Source organism: Pseudomonas marincola (genome assembly GCF_900116605.1).
Classification (GTDB): Bacteria; Pseudomonadota; Gammaproteobacteria; order Pseudomonadales; family Pseudomonadaceae; genus Aquipseudomonas; species Aquipseudomonas marincola.
In genome coordinates, this window is sequence record NZ_FPBC01000009.1 from 31,479 (window position 1) to 49,434 (window position 17,956).

General features: G+C 57.4%; 14 protein-coding genes. 4 read left to right on the forward strand and 10 right to left on the reverse strand.

All coding sequences use genetic code 11. The features are described 5' to 3' along the window. The first annotated feature begins 89 nt into the window (after nucleotides 1-89). Together BM395_RS15110 and BM395_RS15115 are read left to right on the forward strand one after the other, a co-directional pair. The gene (locus BM395_RS15110) at nucleotides 90-392 is read left to right on the forward strand and encodes a DUF1883 domain-containing protein (RefSeq protein WP_069901588.1); all 303 of its coding nucleotides are present in this window, start codon (nucleotides 90-92) and stop codon (nucleotides 390-392) included. Nucleotides 393-572: 180 nt separating this feature from the next. Continuing rightward, on the forward strand, nucleotides 573-1,514 hold the full coding sequence (locus BM395_RS15115) for a class I SAM-dependent methyltransferase (protein ID WP_090513264.1): 942 nt from the start codon (nucleotides 573-575) through the stop codon (nucleotides 1,512-1,514). Between the two features lie 66 nt (nucleotides 1,515-1,580). On the opposite strand, the gene BM395_RS15120 is transcribed toward BM395_RS15115, so the two are convergent. From BM395_RS15120 to BM395_RS15165, 10 genes are all read right to left on the reverse strand, one after another. Continuing rightward, a complete protein-coding gene (locus BM395_RS15120) occupies nucleotides 1,581-2,513 on the reverse strand; it encodes an autotransporter domain-containing protein (RefSeq protein WP_090513267.1) in 933 nt (310 codons plus the stop codon). A 97-nt stretch (nucleotides 2,514-2,610) separates the two neighbouring features. Next, the gene (locus tag BM395_RS15125) at nucleotides 2,611-2,829 is read right to left on the reverse strand and encodes a VF530 family protein (RefSeq protein ID WP_069901585.1); all 219 of its coding nucleotides are present in this window, start codon (nucleotides 2,827-2,829) and stop codon (nucleotides 2,611-2,613) included. Between the two features lie 200 nt (nucleotides 2,830-3,029). After that, entirely contained in the window at nucleotides 3,030-4,514 is a 1,485-nt protein-coding gene (putP, locus tag BM395_RS15130; RefSeq protein ID WP_090513269.1) for a sodium/proline symporter PutP, read from the reverse strand. Between the two features lie 514 nt (nucleotides 4,515-5,028). Further along, a complete protein-coding gene (locus BM395_RS15135; RefSeq protein ID WP_244528992.1) occupies nucleotides 5,029-6,003 on the reverse strand; it encodes an SCO family protein in 975 nt (324 codons plus the stop codon). 133 nt (nucleotides 6,004-6,136) lie between these two features. Further along, nucleotides 6,137-9,058: a multicopper oxidase domain-containing protein gene (locus tag BM395_RS15140; protein WP_090513274.1), complete on the reverse strand. Its 2,922-nt coding sequence runs from the start codon at nucleotides 9,056-9,058 to the stop codon at nucleotides 6,137-6,139. A 587-nt stretch (nucleotides 9,059-9,645) separates the two neighbouring features. Next, nucleotides 9,646-10,068, reverse strand: coding sequence for a group I truncated hemoglobin (locus tag BM395_RS15145; RefSeq protein WP_090513277.1), 423 nt, complete (start codon nucleotides 10,066-10,068; stop codon nucleotides 9,646-9,648). Next, a complete protein-coding gene (locus BM395_RS15150) occupies nucleotides 10,068-10,928 on the reverse strand; it encodes a DUF3034 family protein (protein WP_090513279.1) in 861 nt (286 codons plus the stop codon). Before BM395_RS15150 ends, BM395_RS15145 begins: the two co-directional genes overlap by 1 nt. Nucleotides 10,929-10,931: 3 nt before the next feature. Next, nucleotides 10,932-13,274, reverse strand: coding sequence for a putative bifunctional diguanylate cyclase/phosphodiesterase (locus BM395_RS15155; protein ID WP_090513282.1), 2,343 nt, complete (start codon nucleotides 13,272-13,274; stop codon nucleotides 10,932-10,934). Beyond that, nucleotides 13,261-13,974: a methylamine utilization protein gene (locus BM395_RS15160; RefSeq protein WP_425287624.1), complete on the reverse strand. Its 714-nt coding sequence runs from the start codon at nucleotides 13,972-13,974 to the stop codon at nucleotides 13,261-13,263. Before BM395_RS15160 ends, BM395_RS15155 begins: the two co-directional genes overlap by 14 nt. Nucleotides 13,975-14,101: 127 nt before the next feature. Beyond that, on the reverse strand, nucleotides 14,102-14,857 hold the full coding sequence (locus BM395_RS15165; protein WP_069901905.1) for an AraC family transcriptional regulator: 756 nt from the start codon (nucleotides 14,855-14,857) through the stop codon (nucleotides 14,102-14,104). 169 nt (nucleotides 14,858-15,026) lie between these two features. On the opposite strand from BM395_RS15165, the gene lon reads away from it, so the two are divergent. Together lon and BM395_RS15175 are read left to right on the forward strand one after the other, a co-directional pair. Further along, nucleotides 15,027-17,420 (forward strand): endopeptidase La, encoded by a 2,394-nt coding sequence (gene lon / locus BM395_RS15170; protein WP_090513285.1) that lies wholly within the window; start codon nucleotides 15,027-15,029, stop codon nucleotides 17,418-17,420. A gap of 137 nt (nucleotides 17,421-17,557) precedes the next feature. After that, the gene (locus tag BM395_RS15175; protein ID WP_069901577.1) at nucleotides 17,558-17,950 is read left to right on the forward strand and encodes a protease inhibitor I42 family protein; all 393 of its coding nucleotides are present in this window, start codon (nucleotides 17,558-17,560) and stop codon (nucleotides 17,948-17,950) included. Nucleotides 17,951-17,956 lie beyond the last annotated feature (6 nt).

The window sequence follows — 17,956 nt, forward strand, 5'->3', positions numbered from 1 at the left end:
GCTGGACCAATTAGCGCCTGGCGGATGAAGCACAAGGGGCAGTCATGTTATCGTTCGCTATTGGCTGAAGCAGCCCTGTGGAGCGGTCCATGAAATTTATACACCAGCGCGAGCATTTGAATGAAGATGACATCGTCGTCATTGAATGCTCGCAAACCTGCAACATCCGCCTGATGAGCGATGCCAACTTCCGCAGCTTCAAAAATGGCGGTCGCCACAGCTATCACGGCGGTGCGTTCGACAAGTTTCCGGTGAAGATCAATGTGCCCAGCACTGGTTTCTGGAACATCACGATCGATACGGTCACGCGCAAAGCCATTAGCGTAACGCGCAAACCGACACTCACGCACTCGATCAAGTTTGTGCGTCGCTCACCCTCGAAAATGAGCTAAAGCCGAACCCAGCTCGCGGATCTTCGTGATCCGCAGCCAGTTCAAGCTTGCAGTTCTACACGCAAATTCATCACTGCTTGCCGCGCCCTGGCGGCGAGCCCATCACCCTTCGCCAGCACCGAATCGCCCCTGTGCGAGGTTTTCGGTTGTTGGCTGCAATTCAGGTATGCAATCGACCCAATGAACAGCGACGCCATCAGCACTTTGCAGCAGCAACTCAGCAGCGCCTTGAGCAACCCGCCCAGCGAAACCCGCCGGATATTCCATGGCCGCGGTTTATGTTGGCCAGGCCTTGAACATGTCACCGCAGACTGGCTGCAAGGTATCGTAATGGTCGCGTTGTTTCGCGAGCCTGCTCCCAGTGAAATGGCGGCGCTCAAGCGCATGCTCAGTGCGTTGATCGAAGCGCCCGAATGGCAGCACAGTGGCGCTCATACGCTGTTATTGCAGCATCGTTACCTGCCCGACAGCGCCACCGAGTGGATCTGTGGTGAGCTGACAGACACCTGGCAGATCACTGAAAACGGCTTGCGCTACCAGCTCGACATCGGCAAGAAGCAAAACAGCGGGCTGTTTCTCGACATGCGCTATGGCCGTCAGTGGGTTCAGCAGCAGGCCAGCGGCAAGCGCATTCTTAACTTGTTTGCCTACACCTGCGGTTTCTCGGTCGCCGCCATCGAAGGCGGTGCAGAGCATGTGGTGAATCTGGACATGGCGCGCTCAGCCCTGAGCCGTGGGCGTGACAATCACCGGCTTAACGGCCACGATCTGAGCAAGGTCAGCTTTCTTGGCCATGAGCTGTTCAAGTCGTGGGGCAAGGTTAAAAAGTACGGCCCGTATGATTTGATCATCATCGACCCGCCCTCTTTCCAGAAAGGCAGCTTCGCACTGACCCGTGACTATCAGAAGATCCTGCGCAAGTTGCCAGAACTGCTCACCGCAAACGGCACTGTGCTGGCCTGTGTCAACGATCCGGGTATCGGCCCCGACTTCCTGATTGAGGGCATGGCGAATGATGCGCCAGCGCTGCAATATGTCGAGCGTCTGGAAAACCAGCCTGAATTCAATGAGAGCGACCCGCAAGGTGGCCTCAAGGCGCTGGTATTCAAACTCGGGGCTTAAACAACAACGGCGCTGTTTGCAATCTGCAAGCAGCGCCGCTGAGCAACCGGGTATCTGCACGCGAAGTCAGAAGCTCACCGCCAGCCCCAGCGAGTAACCGGACACGTTGTCACCCAGAACGTGACGCAAAACCAGGCGGGTGCGGGTGATGAACAGGTCGTAGGCGCTTGAGTCGAACTCAATACCAAGGCCCACTGTTGAAAGCCGGTCGAAGCCCAATGCGCCGCGCTGATCGCCCAGATACTCGGAGTGCGAAAACTCCAACACATAGCGCAATGGCCGTTGCATCACCACAAAGCCGGTCGGGGCGCGATAGCGTGACCACAGGTTAGCGGTCTCAGCGTTGGCCTCGCCGTCAACCACGTCATCGCCAGACAGCGTTTTCAGGTGCACGTAGCTGTAGCGCAGTTCGACATCAGCCTCGTAATCCGTTCGCACCCGCTCCCAGTCCAGCATCAGCGAGCCGCCCAAACCACCGGCCGCCAAATGACCGCCGTCGAGAAAATCAATCTGCCGATCGAGTTTGCGCTCAATCAGCAACCTCCCGGCGTTGATATCGCTGGTCATGTAGCCTAATGCAAAGTTGGCAATGGGGCGGATCACCACCTCTTCGCTCAAAGGAAAATCCCAGCCGATGCCACCTGTGGCTGAGATCGTATTCCATTTCACCGGCAACACCCGTGACTCGTTACCGCCACTGGCAACGAATTTCGGGTCATAACGGCTGTAGCCCAACGCACCTTCGAGATACAGCGGTATCTCTTTGCTCAGGGTGGCGCCGCCGCCTAACTGAGTCATGCTCAGATCAGGATTACCGCCCTGCTTGTCGTTAATCTGCAACGAGCTGGAGGCCAGATCCGGAGTGATCGAGTACGCCATCAGGGCCAGTACGCCGTTGGTTCGCTCTTCAAGATCAATATCCTGAAGTACCAGCGGCAAGGCGTAAGCCGAATTAACGCCACACAAAGACAGCAGCAAAAACGAGGATGTTTTGAGCATTTTGCGTCGTTCAGTAGTTGGACGAGAGCAGTCTAGCGTGCCGCAAACATTTGCGGCAGTGGCTTTTTCAGCGCCAAGCGCGCACCCCGAAAGCGGACTAGCGGCGCTGTTGCTGCACATACAACGCCTCGACTTTTTCCCTAGCCCAAGGCGTGCGGCGCAAGAAGGTCAGACTGGACTTGATACTCGGGTCGCTCTTGAAGCAGCGAATATCAATGCGCTGGGCGAGGCCGTCCCAGCCAAGTTGCTCGACCAGCTGATTCAAGATGGCTTCAAGTGTTACGCCATGCAGTGGGTTTTTCGGTGTTTGCGTCATGGCGAACCTGATAATCAAAGAAATAAACAGCGCCACATTAGCCAAGTGCGCCAATAAGCGGAAGACCACGAATTACCCGGTCACGAAAAAAAAACCGGCCCACATCAGCGACATGGACCGGCTAAAAAATCGTGCTTAAGCTGTTTCGGTGTGAGTGCAAGCGTGTTCAGCACCCGCACCGAATGGCGTTGATGAGTTGATCAGGCGTCCTGATACTCTTTCTCAGCTTGGGCGAAACGCGCCTGCATGGTCTGCGACGGGCCTTTGCCCATCAGGCTGAAGACCACGATTGCCAGTGTTGCGAGAATGAAGCCAGGAATGATCTCGTAGATACCCAGACCAACGTAGTTCTTCCACAGAATCACGGTCAGAGCACCGACCAGCATACCGGCCAGCGCGCCGTTGCGAGTCATGCGGCTCCAGGTAACCGAGAGCAGAACAACCGGGCCGAATGCAGCGCCAAAACCAGCCCAGGCGTAAGAAACCAGACCCAGTACGCGATTTTCCGGGTTGGCCGCCAGTGCGATTGCAATCAATGCCACCAGCAGAACCATGCCACGACCTACCCAGACCAGCTCGGTCTGCGAGGCGTCTTTACGCAGGAAGGCTTTGTAGAAGTCTTCGGTCAGTGCGCTCGAGCAGACCAACAGCTGGCAGCTCAAGGTACTCATTACAGCAGCCAGAATGGCCGACAGCAGAACACCGGCAACCCACGGGTTGAACAGCAGCTTGGCCAGTTCAATGAACACGCGCTCCGGGTTTTCAGTCACAGGACCGGCAACTTCCGGGTGAGCGGCGAAGTAAGCAATACCGAAGAAACCAACAGAAACGGTACCGATCAGGCAAAGGATCATCCAGGCCATCGAAATGCGACGGGCTGCAGGAATAGTCTTCACCGAATCAGCGGCCATGAAGCGCGCCAGGATGTGCGGCTGGCCGAAGTAGCCCAGGCCCCAGGCCATCAGCGAGATGACGCTGATGAAGGTCATGCCCTTGAGCATGTCGAAGTTGGTCGGGTCTTGCAGCTCGATGGCCGCAAAGGTCGCATCTGCGCCGCCAGTCGCGATCATCACCATGACTGGGGTGAGGATCAGGGCGAAGATCATCAGAGTGGCCTGTACGGTGTCAGTCCAGCTGACCGCCAGGAAGCCACCGATAAAGGTGTAGGCGATGGTTGCCGCAGCGCCAGCCCAGAGTGCGGTGCTGTAATCCATGCCAAAGGTGCTTTCGAACAGGCGTGCACCGGCTACCACACCAGAGGCGCAATAGATGGTGAAGAACACCAGAATGACCAGTGCCGAGAAGATACGCAGCACGCGGCTGTTGTCTTCAAAACGGTTGGTGAAATAGTCCGGCAGGGTCAGTGCATTGCCGTTGTACTCAGTTTGCACACGCAGGCGACCGGCAACAAACAGCCAGTTGAGGTACGCACCGATAACCAGACCAATTGCGATCCAGCTTTCGGAAAGACCTGACATATAAACAGCGCCAGGCAAACCCATGAGCAGCCAGCCGCTCATATCGGAAGCACCAGCCGACAACGCGGTTACGTAACTGCCGAGGCTACGGCCACCGAGGATGTAGTCAGAAAGGTTCTTGGTTCGCAGGTAGGCGAATAGGCCGATGCCTATCATGAGCGCGATGTACACCACGAAGGTGACAAGCATTGGAGTGTTAGCGGTCATTGGGGTGTTCCCCTTCGGTTGTTGTTTTTTCGGCAACGGGTTGTGCCCGTGCCCTGCGTGGCAGTTGGCAACTCAGGTGTCAGTCGCCAGATAATCCATGGTACCAAACAACCTGCGCGCACTCGTTTAGAGAGCTGGCGCGAGGTTGAAGTGCAGTGTACGGCTCACACATTGATGGAGCGCAAAGCCCTGCACAGTCAAATGGATGGCGGAATTTAGTGGCAGAGCCCCCCACACTTCTTATCTGAACCTCTGGAGTTTTTACAAAATACTACGATCAATGGAACTACCTGCTGGGTAAAAAGTCGCTGAAATCTTCTGAATATCAGTTAGAGGCCCGAACTAGAAGGCTTGCTGAAACACGCGCAAGCGTAAACCTGACTGAACCGACAATTGCTGATATTCAGCAAATCCCATGCTTTAACCCTAGACGACCACCCACTGATCGCCCAATTGAATCAACGGGCCAGCACATGGGCAGTCGCAAAACCCTAATATTGATGGGGGTTTCAAGCTAATTAGTGGCGTGATGATGGTGCGCAGGGTCATGCTCCATGGCCGACATTTCGGCCGCTTTAGTTGGCAGAGGCTGCACCCGTTGTGTCTCGTCCTCCAGGTATCCCAGCAACGCTGCAATCGCCTCGTCGCCAAGGCGCAGGTTGGGCATCGCGACTTGGTTGTACTGCTGATAAAGCTCAGTGGCGATTGGATCTGACTCGGCAAGCATTTTGTCCGGTTCTCTCAACCAGCGCTGCAACCACTGCGGGTCACGTTTGCGGGTTACGCCGATAAGATCCGGGCCAATTTCACGCAAACCTGCTGCCACGCTATCGGCACCGCCAAGCGTGTGGCATGCGGCGCAGCGGGTACGGAAAATTTCCTCGCCGGTTGATGGCGGGCGCACCTGCGGCGCATCTGCATAGTCGGTGGTTTTGGTGCTGTGCTTCCAGTTGTGCAGGGTATTACCCAGTTGATAGGCCAGAATGTAGGGATTTTCGAAGGGCGATGTTTTCATCCAGCGTCCAGTCTGTTGATTGCCCACAATCAAGCTGAGGTTATGATCGTTATTGCCCTGATCATCGACCCCTTTGAGAAACAGCCCGAGCTTTTCGCGCAACGCATCAATCTCATCCTTGTTGCCCGTGAGAAACAGCCAGCCGGGCGCTACGTGGAATTTCTCCGCGTAGTGTTTGAGTACCTCTGGAGTGTCGGTTTGGGGGTCAATACTGATCGAGTAGAAGAACACATCTTTGCCGACCCGGTCGCCCAGCAACTGCTGCACCCGGCGCAACCGCGCAGTCTCCAGCGGGCAGGAGTCGGTGCAGGAGGTGAAAATAAAGTTGATCGCGACGACCTTGTCCTTTATCAGGTCATCATAGAAATGCACGGTCTTGCCGTCCTGGGTAATCAACTCAGTATTGGGGAAGTAATCCTGTGCCCAGGGCGAACCACTGTCGTCTGCGCTTGCAGCGTGAAACCAGCACGCCATGCTCAGCGCACCCGTGCAGCGCAGTAGATGATTGGCAAATCTATTAAAGGTGATCATGGTCGGGACTCCTGATCATATCTTTCGGGCTATGAGAGTGAGGGAGCCGTACAGCGGCAGGCTCCCTGCATTGGGTTCAACGGTTTTTACCGCTGCCCTTTCCTCCTCCACTGCTGCCTCCACCACTGCTGCCTCCACTGGCGCCGCTGCCTCCACCGCCACCCGAGGTACCGCTGCCGCCAGTGTTGGTGACCACAACGCTGAGCGGGCCTGTGCCATCTCCGTCGCGGAAAGTAGGCAGCGCCGCAGACGCCACATACTCGACACCGTCCCAGGTCGGTAGCGGGGTTGGCATGAGTTGGAACTGCCCCGGATGCTCGATATCCCAGCGCAGCAGCATGGCGTTGTCCTCATGCTGAGTGTTGTGGCAGTGCTCCATATAGGTGCCGGCAAACTCGCGGAAGCGCACGGCCACCTCAACGTTATCGAGGCTCTCGTCATCTGAGCCGATGCGATAAACATCCTTGCGCGCCCACTTTTCCCACTCGGGCGGCGCCTTGCCGCCACGACTCAGAATCACCCCTTCCTCGAAATGCACATGCACCGGGTGGCTCCAGCCATTGCCGCCGTTCTGAATTTTCCAGACTTCCAGCGTACCCAGGCCCTGCCATCCGGCATCGGTCGGGCCATTAGCCAGTTGGATCGAGCTGGATATCCTGCGCGGATCCATGTTGTAGCCAAACCCGCCATCCGTCTTCACCGTCCATGGGGCTGAGTCTGTGCCATCCGAACGCCCGAAGATGAACGAGCGGTGACGGGCCTGGCTGAGCGCCAGTTTGTCGGTCGCGTTGTCCAGGTGAATAGTCAGCGGGATCATGGTTTTTCCCGCAGCTTTGCCCGGCTTTGCAGGTTCATAGGCCACCGGGTCCATGCTCAGATCCTGACCAGTGTATGGCTGCACGTTAAGCTGCATGAACGCCCCGACAACAGGATCGCCCTTGTCCCATGCCGGGCCTTTGCTGGTTTGCTTGATTACCGGCTTGTAGGTTTCGCTGAGCACATCGGCCAGGGCTATGTCGCCTTTTGGGCCTTTACCAGTGTCGTGCGCCATGACGTTGACGAAGTAAATCTTGTCGCCCGGTTTGATGCCGTTCTTGGCAAAGTTGATGATGATGTCGTAGCGCTCGGCAATCCCCTGCATCGGCAGAATCGCGAAGTTGTCCTTGGTGTCACCATCGGCATCAAGATCCAGGGTGCCATCGAACGGAACGGCGTGCTCCATGATGTTGCCGTCGTTGGCGATCATGTGAAACGGAACACGTGCGTAGGAAATATTGGAGTTTTTCGGCCCCTGAAACTCCCCGCCCTTACCCTTGATCTCACGCACCACGGCAAACTTGAAGTAGCGAGAAACCGAGCCGTTGAGGATGCGAAAACGATAACTGCGTGCCCGCACATTCATCGTGGGTTTGTATTGCCAGTTGACGAGTATCTGATCTCCCAGGAAACCATCGGTATTGAACGGGTTGAACCACAACTGGCCGTTCTGATCCCAGGCCTTATCGGCGATAAGCAGGTTGACGTCATAGTCACGATTGCCCCAGGACATGTCTGCACCACTGGGGAAACGCAAGTTGACGCCATCATCGATGGCCTCATTACCCCGATCAATCGCGCTGTAGTAGTTCATCATCGCGGCGTTGCCCTTGTAGACATTCTGCGCGGTGAAATCGAGCATATGATCGTGGAACCAGTGGGTGCTCATGGTTTCGTGCCAGTCGCCACGAATCTTGATCGTGCCGTTGTCACAGGTTTTCAAACCGGGATTGCGGTCATTCACCCACAGGGTTTCACCTGGCGAACAGGGGAATGCCGCGCGCGGGTCTTCAGCCGCCGTATTAATGGTGTCGTAGCCGGCCAACTGCATCGGCCAGCGGTAGTCGTAATACTGGCCCGGGAAGAAATACGCATTGGCGTAGCCGTCACTTTCAGCTGGTGTGTGGCCGTTGTGCTCATGCGTACTGATGGTGTGCAAACCGAAACCTTGGTTGGCCGCCGGATCAATCGGCAACGCATTGTAATGACGCATAAGTACCGGTTGACCATAACGCACCATGAGCAGCTTTGGCGGCATGGTGCCGTCGAAGGTCCAGACTGAATTGTGGTCCTGTATGGGCATGCTCGGGTGGAAGCGCACATCGATGCCTTTAGTGCTGGCTGTCGACGCGTCATGGCCATCGGGATGGTAGTAAAGGCCGCCTGGCCCATACTCGCCATGGCCGTACTCATGGTGTTGCCAACTGTCACGCAAACCAGAGTTGGTTCTTGCCCCGGCCTGCACGGTTTTGTAGGCCACTTGCGGGTAGAACTCATTCCAGCGCTGATGCGACCAGCCTTTGCCGCCAGGCCGTCCCTCAGCAGGTGAATCGACCCGGCGATTGAGAAATGCCTCGATCAAGCTCTGCCACGGATTATGGTCCAGCACATTGGCATACTGGCTGGGGAATGGCGTCAGCCCCGGCTGCTTGAGGAAGGCATCCAGCTCGGCCCCGTCCGGGCCACTGCGTGCCACATTATCAGGGTCCTGCGCAGGCGCTGGCCCGACTTTGGCAAGCGGGAACATCATCGGCGCGGGTGGAGTCGCAGGGTCCAGCTTGACTGGGCCAAATTCCTCGAACATCAACAGTTGCTGGGTGTAGGGCTGCGCGCCGAATAAAGGGCTCGGCAAGCCGTTGGTGGGGTAGTTGAACGAGGTTTGCTGCGCGGGTTGCAGAATATTCTCAACCAACGGCGTCGACTTATCGCCCTTCACCTCGTCAGGCAAGTCAAATGAGCCCTCGTTGGCGTCCGGCATTGTCAGCAGGTCGCTCAGGGCCTGGACCGGATCATCAGCTGGATCGGTATACGCGGATGGATCAGTTACCGGCGGTTGGTCCACATCATCGATGGGGCTTGCGTGCGCACCGGTGATGCCCAATATCAGGCACAGGGCCGAGGCAATTCTGGTCAGTTTGAAGGGCTGCCCGCAGATGGCTTTGTACGGTGTTAGCGTGTTCATTTTGATCACCGTAAACACAATTAATGAAGGGTCTTATCGTGTTATCGGAGTCACCCAGCGGACCGTATAACCTTGATTGCGAGACAGCAAAAACCCTTCGAACCCTGGCTACGGTCGAATACATGCGCAAGAACAGCGCTGGACTGAATCCGTGATTAAGCCGGATCGCTTGAAGTGGGTGGCCCGCAGCAATGCCAGCCGGCGTGAATCGGCTGAAAGAGATGCAGCGTTTGAATATGGGCCAGAACAACTGACTTCTGAGGCACGCTGCAAAGGCGGAACGAGTTGCCGTTTGGGCTCGATGTTGATCGACTCATTCGGTTAGCCCTCAGCTGGTGCTGAATTGAACCCGCAAGCGGGGTTAATCAGTAATCAGCAAGGGCCATGCCAAAATGTTTCAATACATTTCAAGAACAAAGATACTGGCCTCTAGCCATATTTAATGGCACTTCAACGTGTCATTTGCCCTGCCACCGGCTTGCTATTAAGCCTTGCGGGGATACGTCCCCACTATCGGGTGGGGCCATCACCCCGGGACTGGGCGCGTCTATTGACGACCCTGGATGGTCTGAACAGGAAGCCGGGCGTTACTGGTCGATAACTTCGCCGCGCATCGGCGCCAATTGCGCGAGTAAACGGTTCTGGGCTCGCACCGGAACGTCCAGCGTATCCATTGCGTCTTGCAGGTCTTCGACCAGCGCGTTGAAATCACTCGGCGTCAGATTCTGGCCTTTGTGGCTCTCGGCCATGCTGTCCCCGGTGTACTCGCATGGCCCGCCGGCCTCAACACAGAATTGCTCAATGAGCTTTTCGCGCAGGCGTTCGATATCGACGTTTTCAAAGTGCTCAACAATGCGTGAGTCGCGGGCAATATTGAGCAGCATGCCCTCAACGATCCGGGTAATGCCTGGCAATTTACCCAAGTCTCGGTAGAGGCTGTCATCCTTAACCGGTGACTGCACGCAACCAGCCAGCAACAACACGGCGACCCAACCGCTTAGATGTCTCATCAAAAACTCCCCTGAACCGACAGGTACACGGCGTCCTGATTATCCAGCGTGGCAATCTCGCCCAGTCGCGCATAAGCCAGCACAACGGCCGCATGCTTGTTGGGGAAATAGCCGACGAAGACATCGGCCCAGTCGCTCTCACCGGCAAAACTCAGGTTGTCCGGTTTCTCCCGGTACTCCACGCCTACCGCCCAATGGCGATCCGGCAGCACGGCAACCGAGCCCTCTTTGAGCACCGAGCGACGGTCACGGCGATCACCGCCAAAGCCGAGAATCCCCAATTCATTGGCCCGGCTGTAGCGCAGGCCACCATTCAACAGCAGGTTGTAGCCAAATGCGCCACCGAGAATCAGCCGGCTGGCAGTGAGATAGCCTTCTACATCTTCATCGCGCTGCGCGCCGATCAGTTGCGGAATCAGAAAATCGCGGTTCTTTTTGTACTGCACACCCAGCGCTACTTGTGGAAGCTGGTCGTAGATCAGGTCCCCGAAGAGACGCACTTTTAGGCCGAAAATATCCTGGCTCAGGCTGTTTTCCGGCAAATTCAGGTCGCGCGCCAAAGTGCCAAGATCAAAGCGCTGGCGGGCGTACGACAACTCCACACGGTTATCAAACGAGGCCGCCACGCCGACAGCGTCGAGCCGGTAGTCGGCCGTTTCAACCCGGCTGGCAAATACATCCGCGCCCCACTCGCCGCGCTCACCGTAGCCAGCCAACACTGCCCAAGGCGTAATCCCGCCGCCTGCTGCGCCTTCCAGACTGGTTGCGCCACCCGTTGCGAGTAAACGCCCGCCATCTGCCGTGGCCAATGCCGGCGCCAACGCAATGCAGGCTGCGCCAAGAAACTGCTTAACACCCATGACTCAGAGAACCGTTTCAGCGGATTGAACAGGCGCCTGCTCAAGCCACGCCACGAAGGCCTGCGCGGTCAGGGGCTTGCTGATCAGATACCCCTGAATCACATCGCATCCCCAGCGCTTGAGCAGATTGAAACTACGTTGATGCTCCACCCCTTCGGCCACAACCTTGAGGCCGAGACTGTGACTCATCTCGATGGTTGAACGGACGATTACAGCATCCTCGCTCATGTCGTTGAGTTCGCGGATGAACGACTGATCGATTTTCAGCTCTTGCACCGGCATACGCTTAAGCTGCGCCAAAGAGGAATAGCCGGTGCCGAAGTCATCCACCGACAGCGATACACCGCAATCGCGCAACCCGTAAAGGACTTGCAGCGCTACCTGCGGATTGAGCATCACCCCGCTTTCGGTTATTTCAAAGGTCAGCTGCGCCGGGTCGAGCGCATGCTGCACCAGCAGGGATTTAATCCGTGACGGCAGTTGCGGATCGAGCAAATCTTCGGTCGAAATGTTCAAGGACAAATCAACTTTCAGCCCTTCCTGCTGCCATTCGGCCAATTGACGCATCGCCTCGCCGATAACCCAATTGGTGAGCAATTGAATGCTGCCGCTGCGCTCAGCCAGTGGAATAAATTCTCCGGGAGAAACCATGCCGAACTGCGGGTGCTGCCAACGCAACAGCGCCTCAGCCTGGATGATCGAGCGATTGGCAATGTGGATCTTGGGCTGAAAGTGCAGGCACAACTCGCCCTGTTCGGCGGCGTGGCGCAGGTCGCGAATCAATTGCATCTGGCGCTGATGCGCAGTGTCGCGACCGCGCTCATAGACCTGAACCCAGCCGGGCGACTGCCCTGCATCGGTACAGGCAAGACGCGCCCGGCGAATCAGCTCATCGGGCGTGTTGCCATCGCCCGGATAGCTTGCGATGCCGATGCGCAGCGCCAGCGAGACTTCATTACCGCCCAGCACCAGCAGGTTTTTCAGCTGTGGCTGAATACGGTCTGCAAACGCCACCGCACTCTCACTGTTGGCGTTTTCCAGCAACAGCAGAAACTCATCAGCAACAATTCTCGCCAGGCTGTCGCCCGGGCGTAACACCGCGCTCAATCGCTGCCCCAATTGCTGCAAGACTTTATCGGCATTCGCCGGGCCCAGCGTTTCATTGAGGGTGCGAAACTCGACGATGCTCAGGTACAACAATGACACCGGACGCTCGGCAGTTAGGGCGCTGCCAAGGCGCTCTGCGGCCAGAGTCCGGTTGGGTAAGCCGGTTAATCCATCGTGCAGAGCATTGTGCGCAAGCTGGCGTTCTCGCTCAGCGATGCCGGACTGCATCTGCTGGAACGACTTTGCCAATCGGCCCAGCTCATCGCTGCGCTGCACCTGCAGCGGCACCTGATAATCGCCACGCCCAATGCGCTCGGACACCTCGACCAACTCACGGACCGGCCGCGAGATATTGCGCGCCAACAACAGCGCTCCCACCAGCGAGGCCAGCAAGGCGGCCGAGGCAATCAGCAATATGTGATTATCCAGCGGGGCAAACGCCTGCTGAGCATGGCTCAGGGATTTATACAGCAGGGCTTGCACCGCATAGCCGTCACCGCGGGCCAAGACCAACTGCTGGCGGAGAAAATGCTGGCCATCGAGCATGACCCGGTCTTCGCGGCTGGCCGCGCTTGCCAGTGAATCCGCCGGGGAAAAGTCATGCATCGCATCTGGCAAGGTACTCACCCAAATATCCGGCAAGCCGTCCTGGCTGCCTATAAGCGACAGATCAAGGTGGGTGAGCGCTTGCAAATCGCGGGTAAAGTTTTCATCGACCCGAAAACCCATCAGCACATTGGCAATCGGCACGGGCGCTTTGACCACTGTCTCGACCAGCAGGTAGATCTGCCCCGCAAGCGGCATCAGATAAGTGCGCAAGGCTTCATGCATCTGCACCGCGCTGTTGGTGCTTAAACGCCGACTCATCGCCTCGTTGAGCTCAGGCTGGGTACTGACCTGAATCGCGCCGTCGAGGTCGAGCAACATCACCACTTCTGCGTGAATGCGTGCACCGTGATTGGCCAAAGCCGAGCGAATGGTGGCCGCGTCTTCACTGGCCACCGCCTGCTTGAAGCCGAAGTCGGCAGTGAGCACGTTGACCGCATCACTGAGCTGTTGCTCACGCACCTCAAGTAACTGCTGGAAAACCCGCGAGCCAATTTCCAATTGCTCACTTGCCTGAGCGCGCACGGCCACACCTGTGGCTTTTTGCACGGCCAGATACAACGAGCCAATGACCACCAGCAACAGCAGGACCAATACGCTGGCGATACGCGCCTGAAAACTACTGCGCAGCATTGCGTTTGGCTTTATTGAATGCATCGCCGAAGCTGCTGACAGGCGCTTCAGGAGCAACTGCGGCCGAAGCGGCAACATCAAAGTTAAAGGTTTGGCTAAGCCCCTTCGCCCCCAGCTCTAGCTCGCCTCCCGCCACCGGCAGCATCTTGGCGTTCTGCGGATGCCACAGCGTGGCCTCGTAACGCCCCTCGGGCAGGTTCTCAAGGCTGAGCTTGCCCTGTGCATCACTGACCGCGAACCACGGATCATCAGTGATGTAGACATAGCCCACCATCCAGTCATGAATGTTGCAGCCCAGCACCACAACGCCTGGCGTATCAAACACCACCGGCTCGCTTGGCGTGCCCTGATAGAGGCGCAACTCAAAACGCTTGGCCGGCGAGAAACTGTAAACGTGATGGCGGATGTTATCGCTGTTGGGGAACTTGACCGCCTCGCCCGTGCGCACCACCAGCACGTTGGGCACAAACTGCCGGTCGACCTGATCCATGACATCGGTTGAGACCGAGTGCGCAGCGCCAGCAGCTCCGCGCAGCGTCAGCACCGCATTGGCCAACGGCTTGCCCGCTGCGTCCAGCATTTGCGCCTGCAGGGTTGCGGCCGCCGCTGGGGTAACACTCAGGCACGCGCAAGCCGCCAGCAATACCGGCAATTTAAAGGCAAAAACAACGCAGTGATTAAAAACTCTGAGCAGGTGCAAACCTGTCTTCCCCCAAACAATCCCGGTACTCACCGAAGTTAGTCCCCCGATGAGGGCTGATCTCGTCACCCAAGCAACTGCGTCTGAACAGTGGATATCGACTGGCGGAGGGAAAACTTGAGGGGCGTCAGGCTTCGTCTGTGCGCAGGCGTTTTGGGGTCAGGCCCATGTACCGGCGCATGGCGGTGGTCAGGGCGCTTTGTGATGAGAAGCCGCATTCTTCGGCGATTCGGATCAGCGGTAAGTTGGAGCTGCGCAGCAATCGCGCCGCACGATCGAGGCGGTTCTTCAACAGGTACTGATGCGGGCTCATGCCCACAGCGTCCTTGAACTGCACATGGAAGTGGCTCGGGCTCAGACAGGCGACCTGCGCCAGTTCGGCAACGCTGATACGTCGGGCCAGATGGGTGCTGATGTAGGCATCGATTTTCTGCATATCCAGCGCCGCATGCACCCGCGTGCGCTGCTCGCCAAACACGCGCAAATGCAGGGCGCGCAGCAACACACCGCCCAATGAACGCGTGAGCATTGGATCACTGCCGTAGCGCTCAAGCTCGGCGCCGGCGTAACTCAACAGATTTTGGAAATCGGGATCAAGCTGCGGATAACGCGGCGCATCGAACAGATGAGTGAGCAGTTGCAGGTCGTTGGCGCTGATTTCCGACTCATGCAGGTCGACGATCAGCATGCGGTTGTCACCTACCCCGGCAAACTGATGGTCCGCATCACCCGGCACCAGACAGGCGCGCATGCGGCACACCTCACCGCCACAACCATTAACCTCGAATTCAGCACGCCCAGAGAGCGACAACACCAGTTGGTGGTGGTCGTGGGTGTGTTCATGCGCTTGGTTATCGAGGCAGGTAAGACGGGCGTTAAACATGGGCACAAAAAGGTAATAATCTGCAAAAGCGGAGTTTAACTGTTTGCAGGCGCAAACAGCAGTACCTGCGATCAGCAGAGTTGGGTTTGCAGGTGTTATGCCGTGCCCCCGATTGAAAACGGCAAAGTCGTCCCCCATGTTGTTTCTATACAGAAATCACAGGTGCCGCATGAACGATCAACCCGATATCGAAATCGTTGAAGAGCAAGACGCCCAGTCAAGCAACAGCCTGGCCCTGCCGCAGCACCGCTTGCCCGACAAGCTTTATGTCATCCCGATTCATAATCGCCCGCTGTTTCCGGCGCAGGCGCTGCCGATTATCGTCAACAAAGAGCCCTGGGCCGAAACACTGCAGCGTGTGGGCAATACCGAGCATAAAAGTCTGGCATTGTTCTTTATCGACAATCCGCCCACCGACGGCAGCCTGCTCGACCCCGACGCTCTGCCCGAGCACGGCACGCTGGTGCGCATTCATCATGTCGCCGAAGAGGCAGACAAACTGCAATTTGTTGCCCAAGGCGTCACCCGTGTTCGCGTGCGCGGCTGGTTAAGCCGCAAACCGCCGTATCTGGCCGAGGTCGAGTACCCCAAGATCAACCTCGACTCGCGTGACGAGATCAAGGCCTACGGCATGGCGCTGATCAACGCGATCAAGGAGCTGCTGCCGCTTAACCCGCTGTACAACGAAGAGTTGAAGAACTACCTCAATCGTTTCAGCCCGAATGATCCGTCGCCGCTGACCGACTTTGCCGCCGCGCTGACCACAGCGCCAGGTGTGGAGTTACAAGGCGTGCTGGATACCGTGCCAATGCTCAAGCGCATGGAAAAGGTGCTGCCGTTGCTGCGCAAAGAGGTTGAAGTAGCGCGGCTGCAGAAAGAAATCTCCGCCGAGGTCAATCGCAAGATCGCCGACCATCAACGCGAGTTCTTCCTCAAGGAGCAGTTGAAGATCATTCAACAGGAACTGGGCCTGAGCAAAGATGACCGCAGCGCCGACATTGAGCAGTTCAATCAGCGCCTCGAAGGCAAGACCGTGCCGGAATCGGCGCGCAAACGCATTGATGAAGAACTTGGCAAACTGGCCATTCTGGAAACGGGCTCACCCGAGTACGCCGTGACCCGCAACTATCTGGACTGGGCAACCGCGCTGCCCTGGGGGATTTACAGCGAAGACCAGCTGGACCTCAATCATGCCCGCCAAGTGCTGGATAACCACCACGCGGGCATGGATGACATTAAATCGCGGATCACCGAGTTCCTCGCTGTTGGCGCGTTCAAAGGCCAGATTGCTGGCTCAATCGTGTTGCTGGTCGGCCCGCCCGGCGTGGGTAAAACCAGCATCGGTAAATCGATTGCCGAGTCGCTTGGCCGGCGGTTCTACCGTTTCAGTGTCGGCGGTATGCGCGATGAAGCCGAGATCAAGGGCCATCGCCGCACCTATATCGGCGCCATGCCGGGTAAGTTGGTGCAGGCGCTGAAAGATGTAGAGGTGATGAACCCGGTCATCATGCTCGATGAAATCGACAAGATCGGCGCCAGCCATCAGGGCGATCCGGCCTCGGCGCTGCTCGAAACCCTGGACCCTGAACAGAACGTCGAATTTCTCGACCACTACCTCGACCTGCGCCTCGATTTATCCAAGGTGCTGTTCGTATGCACGGCCAACACCCTCGACTCGATCCCCGGCCCACTGCTGGACCGCATGGAAGTGATTCGCCTGTCCGGCTATATCGCCGAAGAAAAACTGGCGATTGCCAAGCGTCACCTGTGGCCCAAGCAGCTTGAAAAAGCCGGCGTGCCGAAAAATCGCCTGAGCATCACCGACTCGGCCTTGCGCGGCGTCATCGAAGGTTATGCCCGCGAAGCCGGTGTGCGTCAGCTGGAAAAACAGCTGGGTAAACTGGTGCGCAAGGCGGTGGTGAAACTGCTGGAGTCGCCAGACAGTAAAGTGAAAATCGGCAGCAAGGAACTTGAAGAGGCGCTGGGCAAACCGATGTTCCGTAAGGAGCGGGTGCTTGCCGGCGAAGGCGTCGTGACCGGTCTGGCCTGGACCAGCATGGGCGGCGCGACGTTACCGATTGAAGCCACGCGGATTCACACGCTCAATCGCGGCCTGAAATTGACCGGGCAATTGGGCGAAGTGATGAAGGAGTCGGCCGAGATTGCCTACAGCTACATCAACTCGCACCTCAAGCAATTTGGCGGCAAATCCGGCTATTTCGATGATGCCTTTGTCCACCTGCATGTGCCTGAAGGTGCGACCCCGAAAGATGGCCCAAGCGCAGGCGTAACCATGGCCACTGCCCTGCTCTCTCTGGCTCGTCAGCAGGCACCGAAAAAAGGCGTGGCCATGACCGGCGAATTAACGCTTACCGGGCAAGTGCTGCCGATTGGTGGTGTGCGCGAAAAAGTCATTGCGGCGCGCCGCCAGAAAATCAGCGAGCTGATCCTTCCGCAAGCCAATCAGGGCGACTATGAAGAGCTGCCCGAATACCTGCGTGAAGGCCTGACCGTGCACTTCGCCACACGTTTCAGTGATGTCGCTAAAGTCATGTTCAAGTAACCACCCGCCTGTTGCTGCAGCCGCGACACCGCATGTGCGCGGCTTGCAGCAATCACCGAGATAAATCCACTGAGGGCTTACTTAAAGCCCCAATCACCCGCTATGCTGCTGGCCATTGCCAATTGTCGGAGTTGCCAATGTCCGCGCCAAATCGCCTGTTAATGCCCGTAGTCCTTGCGATGCTTGCAGGGTGTGCAAGCCAGCCGAGCAGTATCAATCTGCAAAAAAGCAGCCAGTGCCCAATCGAGTTGAGCAGCAATCAGCAACTCATCCTGACGCTGCCCAGCAACCCAACCACCGGTTTCCGCTGGGTCGTCCAAGACGCTGCGCCAAGCGTACTCAAAAGCCTCGGCCCTGAGGTTTACAGCAACCCGGAAGAAGCCGGCCTGGTCGGCAGCGCCGGTCAATCGACCTGGCGTTTTAGCGTTCTGCAGCCAGGCACAGGTCGCCTGCTGCTGACTTATCAACGTCCGTGGGAAGCCGACGTAGCCCCGGAAAAAACCTTCGACTGCGAAATACAGACTCGCTGATACTGG

Excerpts from the sequence above, each read along its gene's own strand:
- BM395_RS15165 (WP_069901905.1), bottom strand. The coding sequence starts at position 14,857 with ATGTTTAACGCCCGTCTTACCTGCCTCGATAACCAAGCGCATGAACAC.
- BM395_RS15175 (WP_069901577.1), top strand. The coding sequence starts at position 17,558 with ATGTCCGCGCCAAATCGCCTGTTAATGCCCGTAGTCCTTGCGATGCTT.
- BM395_RS15140 (WP_090513274.1), bottom strand. The coding sequence starts at position 9,058 with ATGAACACGCTAACACCGTACAAAGCCATCTGCGGGCAGCCCTTCAAA.
- BM395_RS15135 (WP_244528992.1), bottom strand. The coding sequence starts at position 6,003 with ATGGCGTGCTGGTTTCACGCTGCAAGCGCAGACGACAGTGGTTCGCCC.
- BM395_RS15125 (WP_069901585.1), bottom strand. The coding sequence starts at position 2,829 with ATGACGCAAACACCGAAAAACCCACTGCATGGCGTAACACTTGAAGCC.
- BM395_RS15120 (WP_090513267.1), bottom strand. The coding sequence starts at position 2,513 with ATGCTCAAAACATCCTCGTTTTTGCTGCTGTCTTTGTGTGGCGTTAAT.
- BM395_RS15110 (WP_069901588.1), top strand. The coding sequence starts at position 90 with ATGAAATTTATACACCAGCGCGAGCATTTGAATGAAGATGACATCGTC.
- BM395_RS15115 (WP_090513264.1), top strand. The coding sequence starts at position 573 with ATGAACAGCGACGCCATCAGCACTTTGCAGCAGCAACTCAGCAGCGCC.
- lon (WP_090513285.1), top strand. The coding sequence starts at position 15,027 with ATGAACGATCAACCCGATATCGAAATCGTTGAAGAGCAAGACGCCCAG.
- putP (WP_090513269.1), bottom strand. The coding sequence starts at position 4,514 with ATGACCGCTAACACTCCAATGCTTGTCACCTTCGTGGTGTACATCGCG.
- BM395_RS15155 (WP_090513282.1), bottom strand. The coding sequence starts at position 13,274 with ATGCTGCGCAGTAGTTTTCAGGCGCGTATCGCCAGCGTATTGGTCCTG.
- BM395_RS15145 (WP_090513277.1), bottom strand. The coding sequence starts at position 10,068 with ATGAGACATCTAAGCGGTTGGGTCGCCGTGTTGTTGCTGGCTGGTTGC.
- BM395_RS15150 (WP_090513279.1), bottom strand. The coding sequence starts at position 10,928 with ATGGGTGTTAAGCAGTTTCTTGGCGCAGCCTGCATTGCGTTGGCGCCG.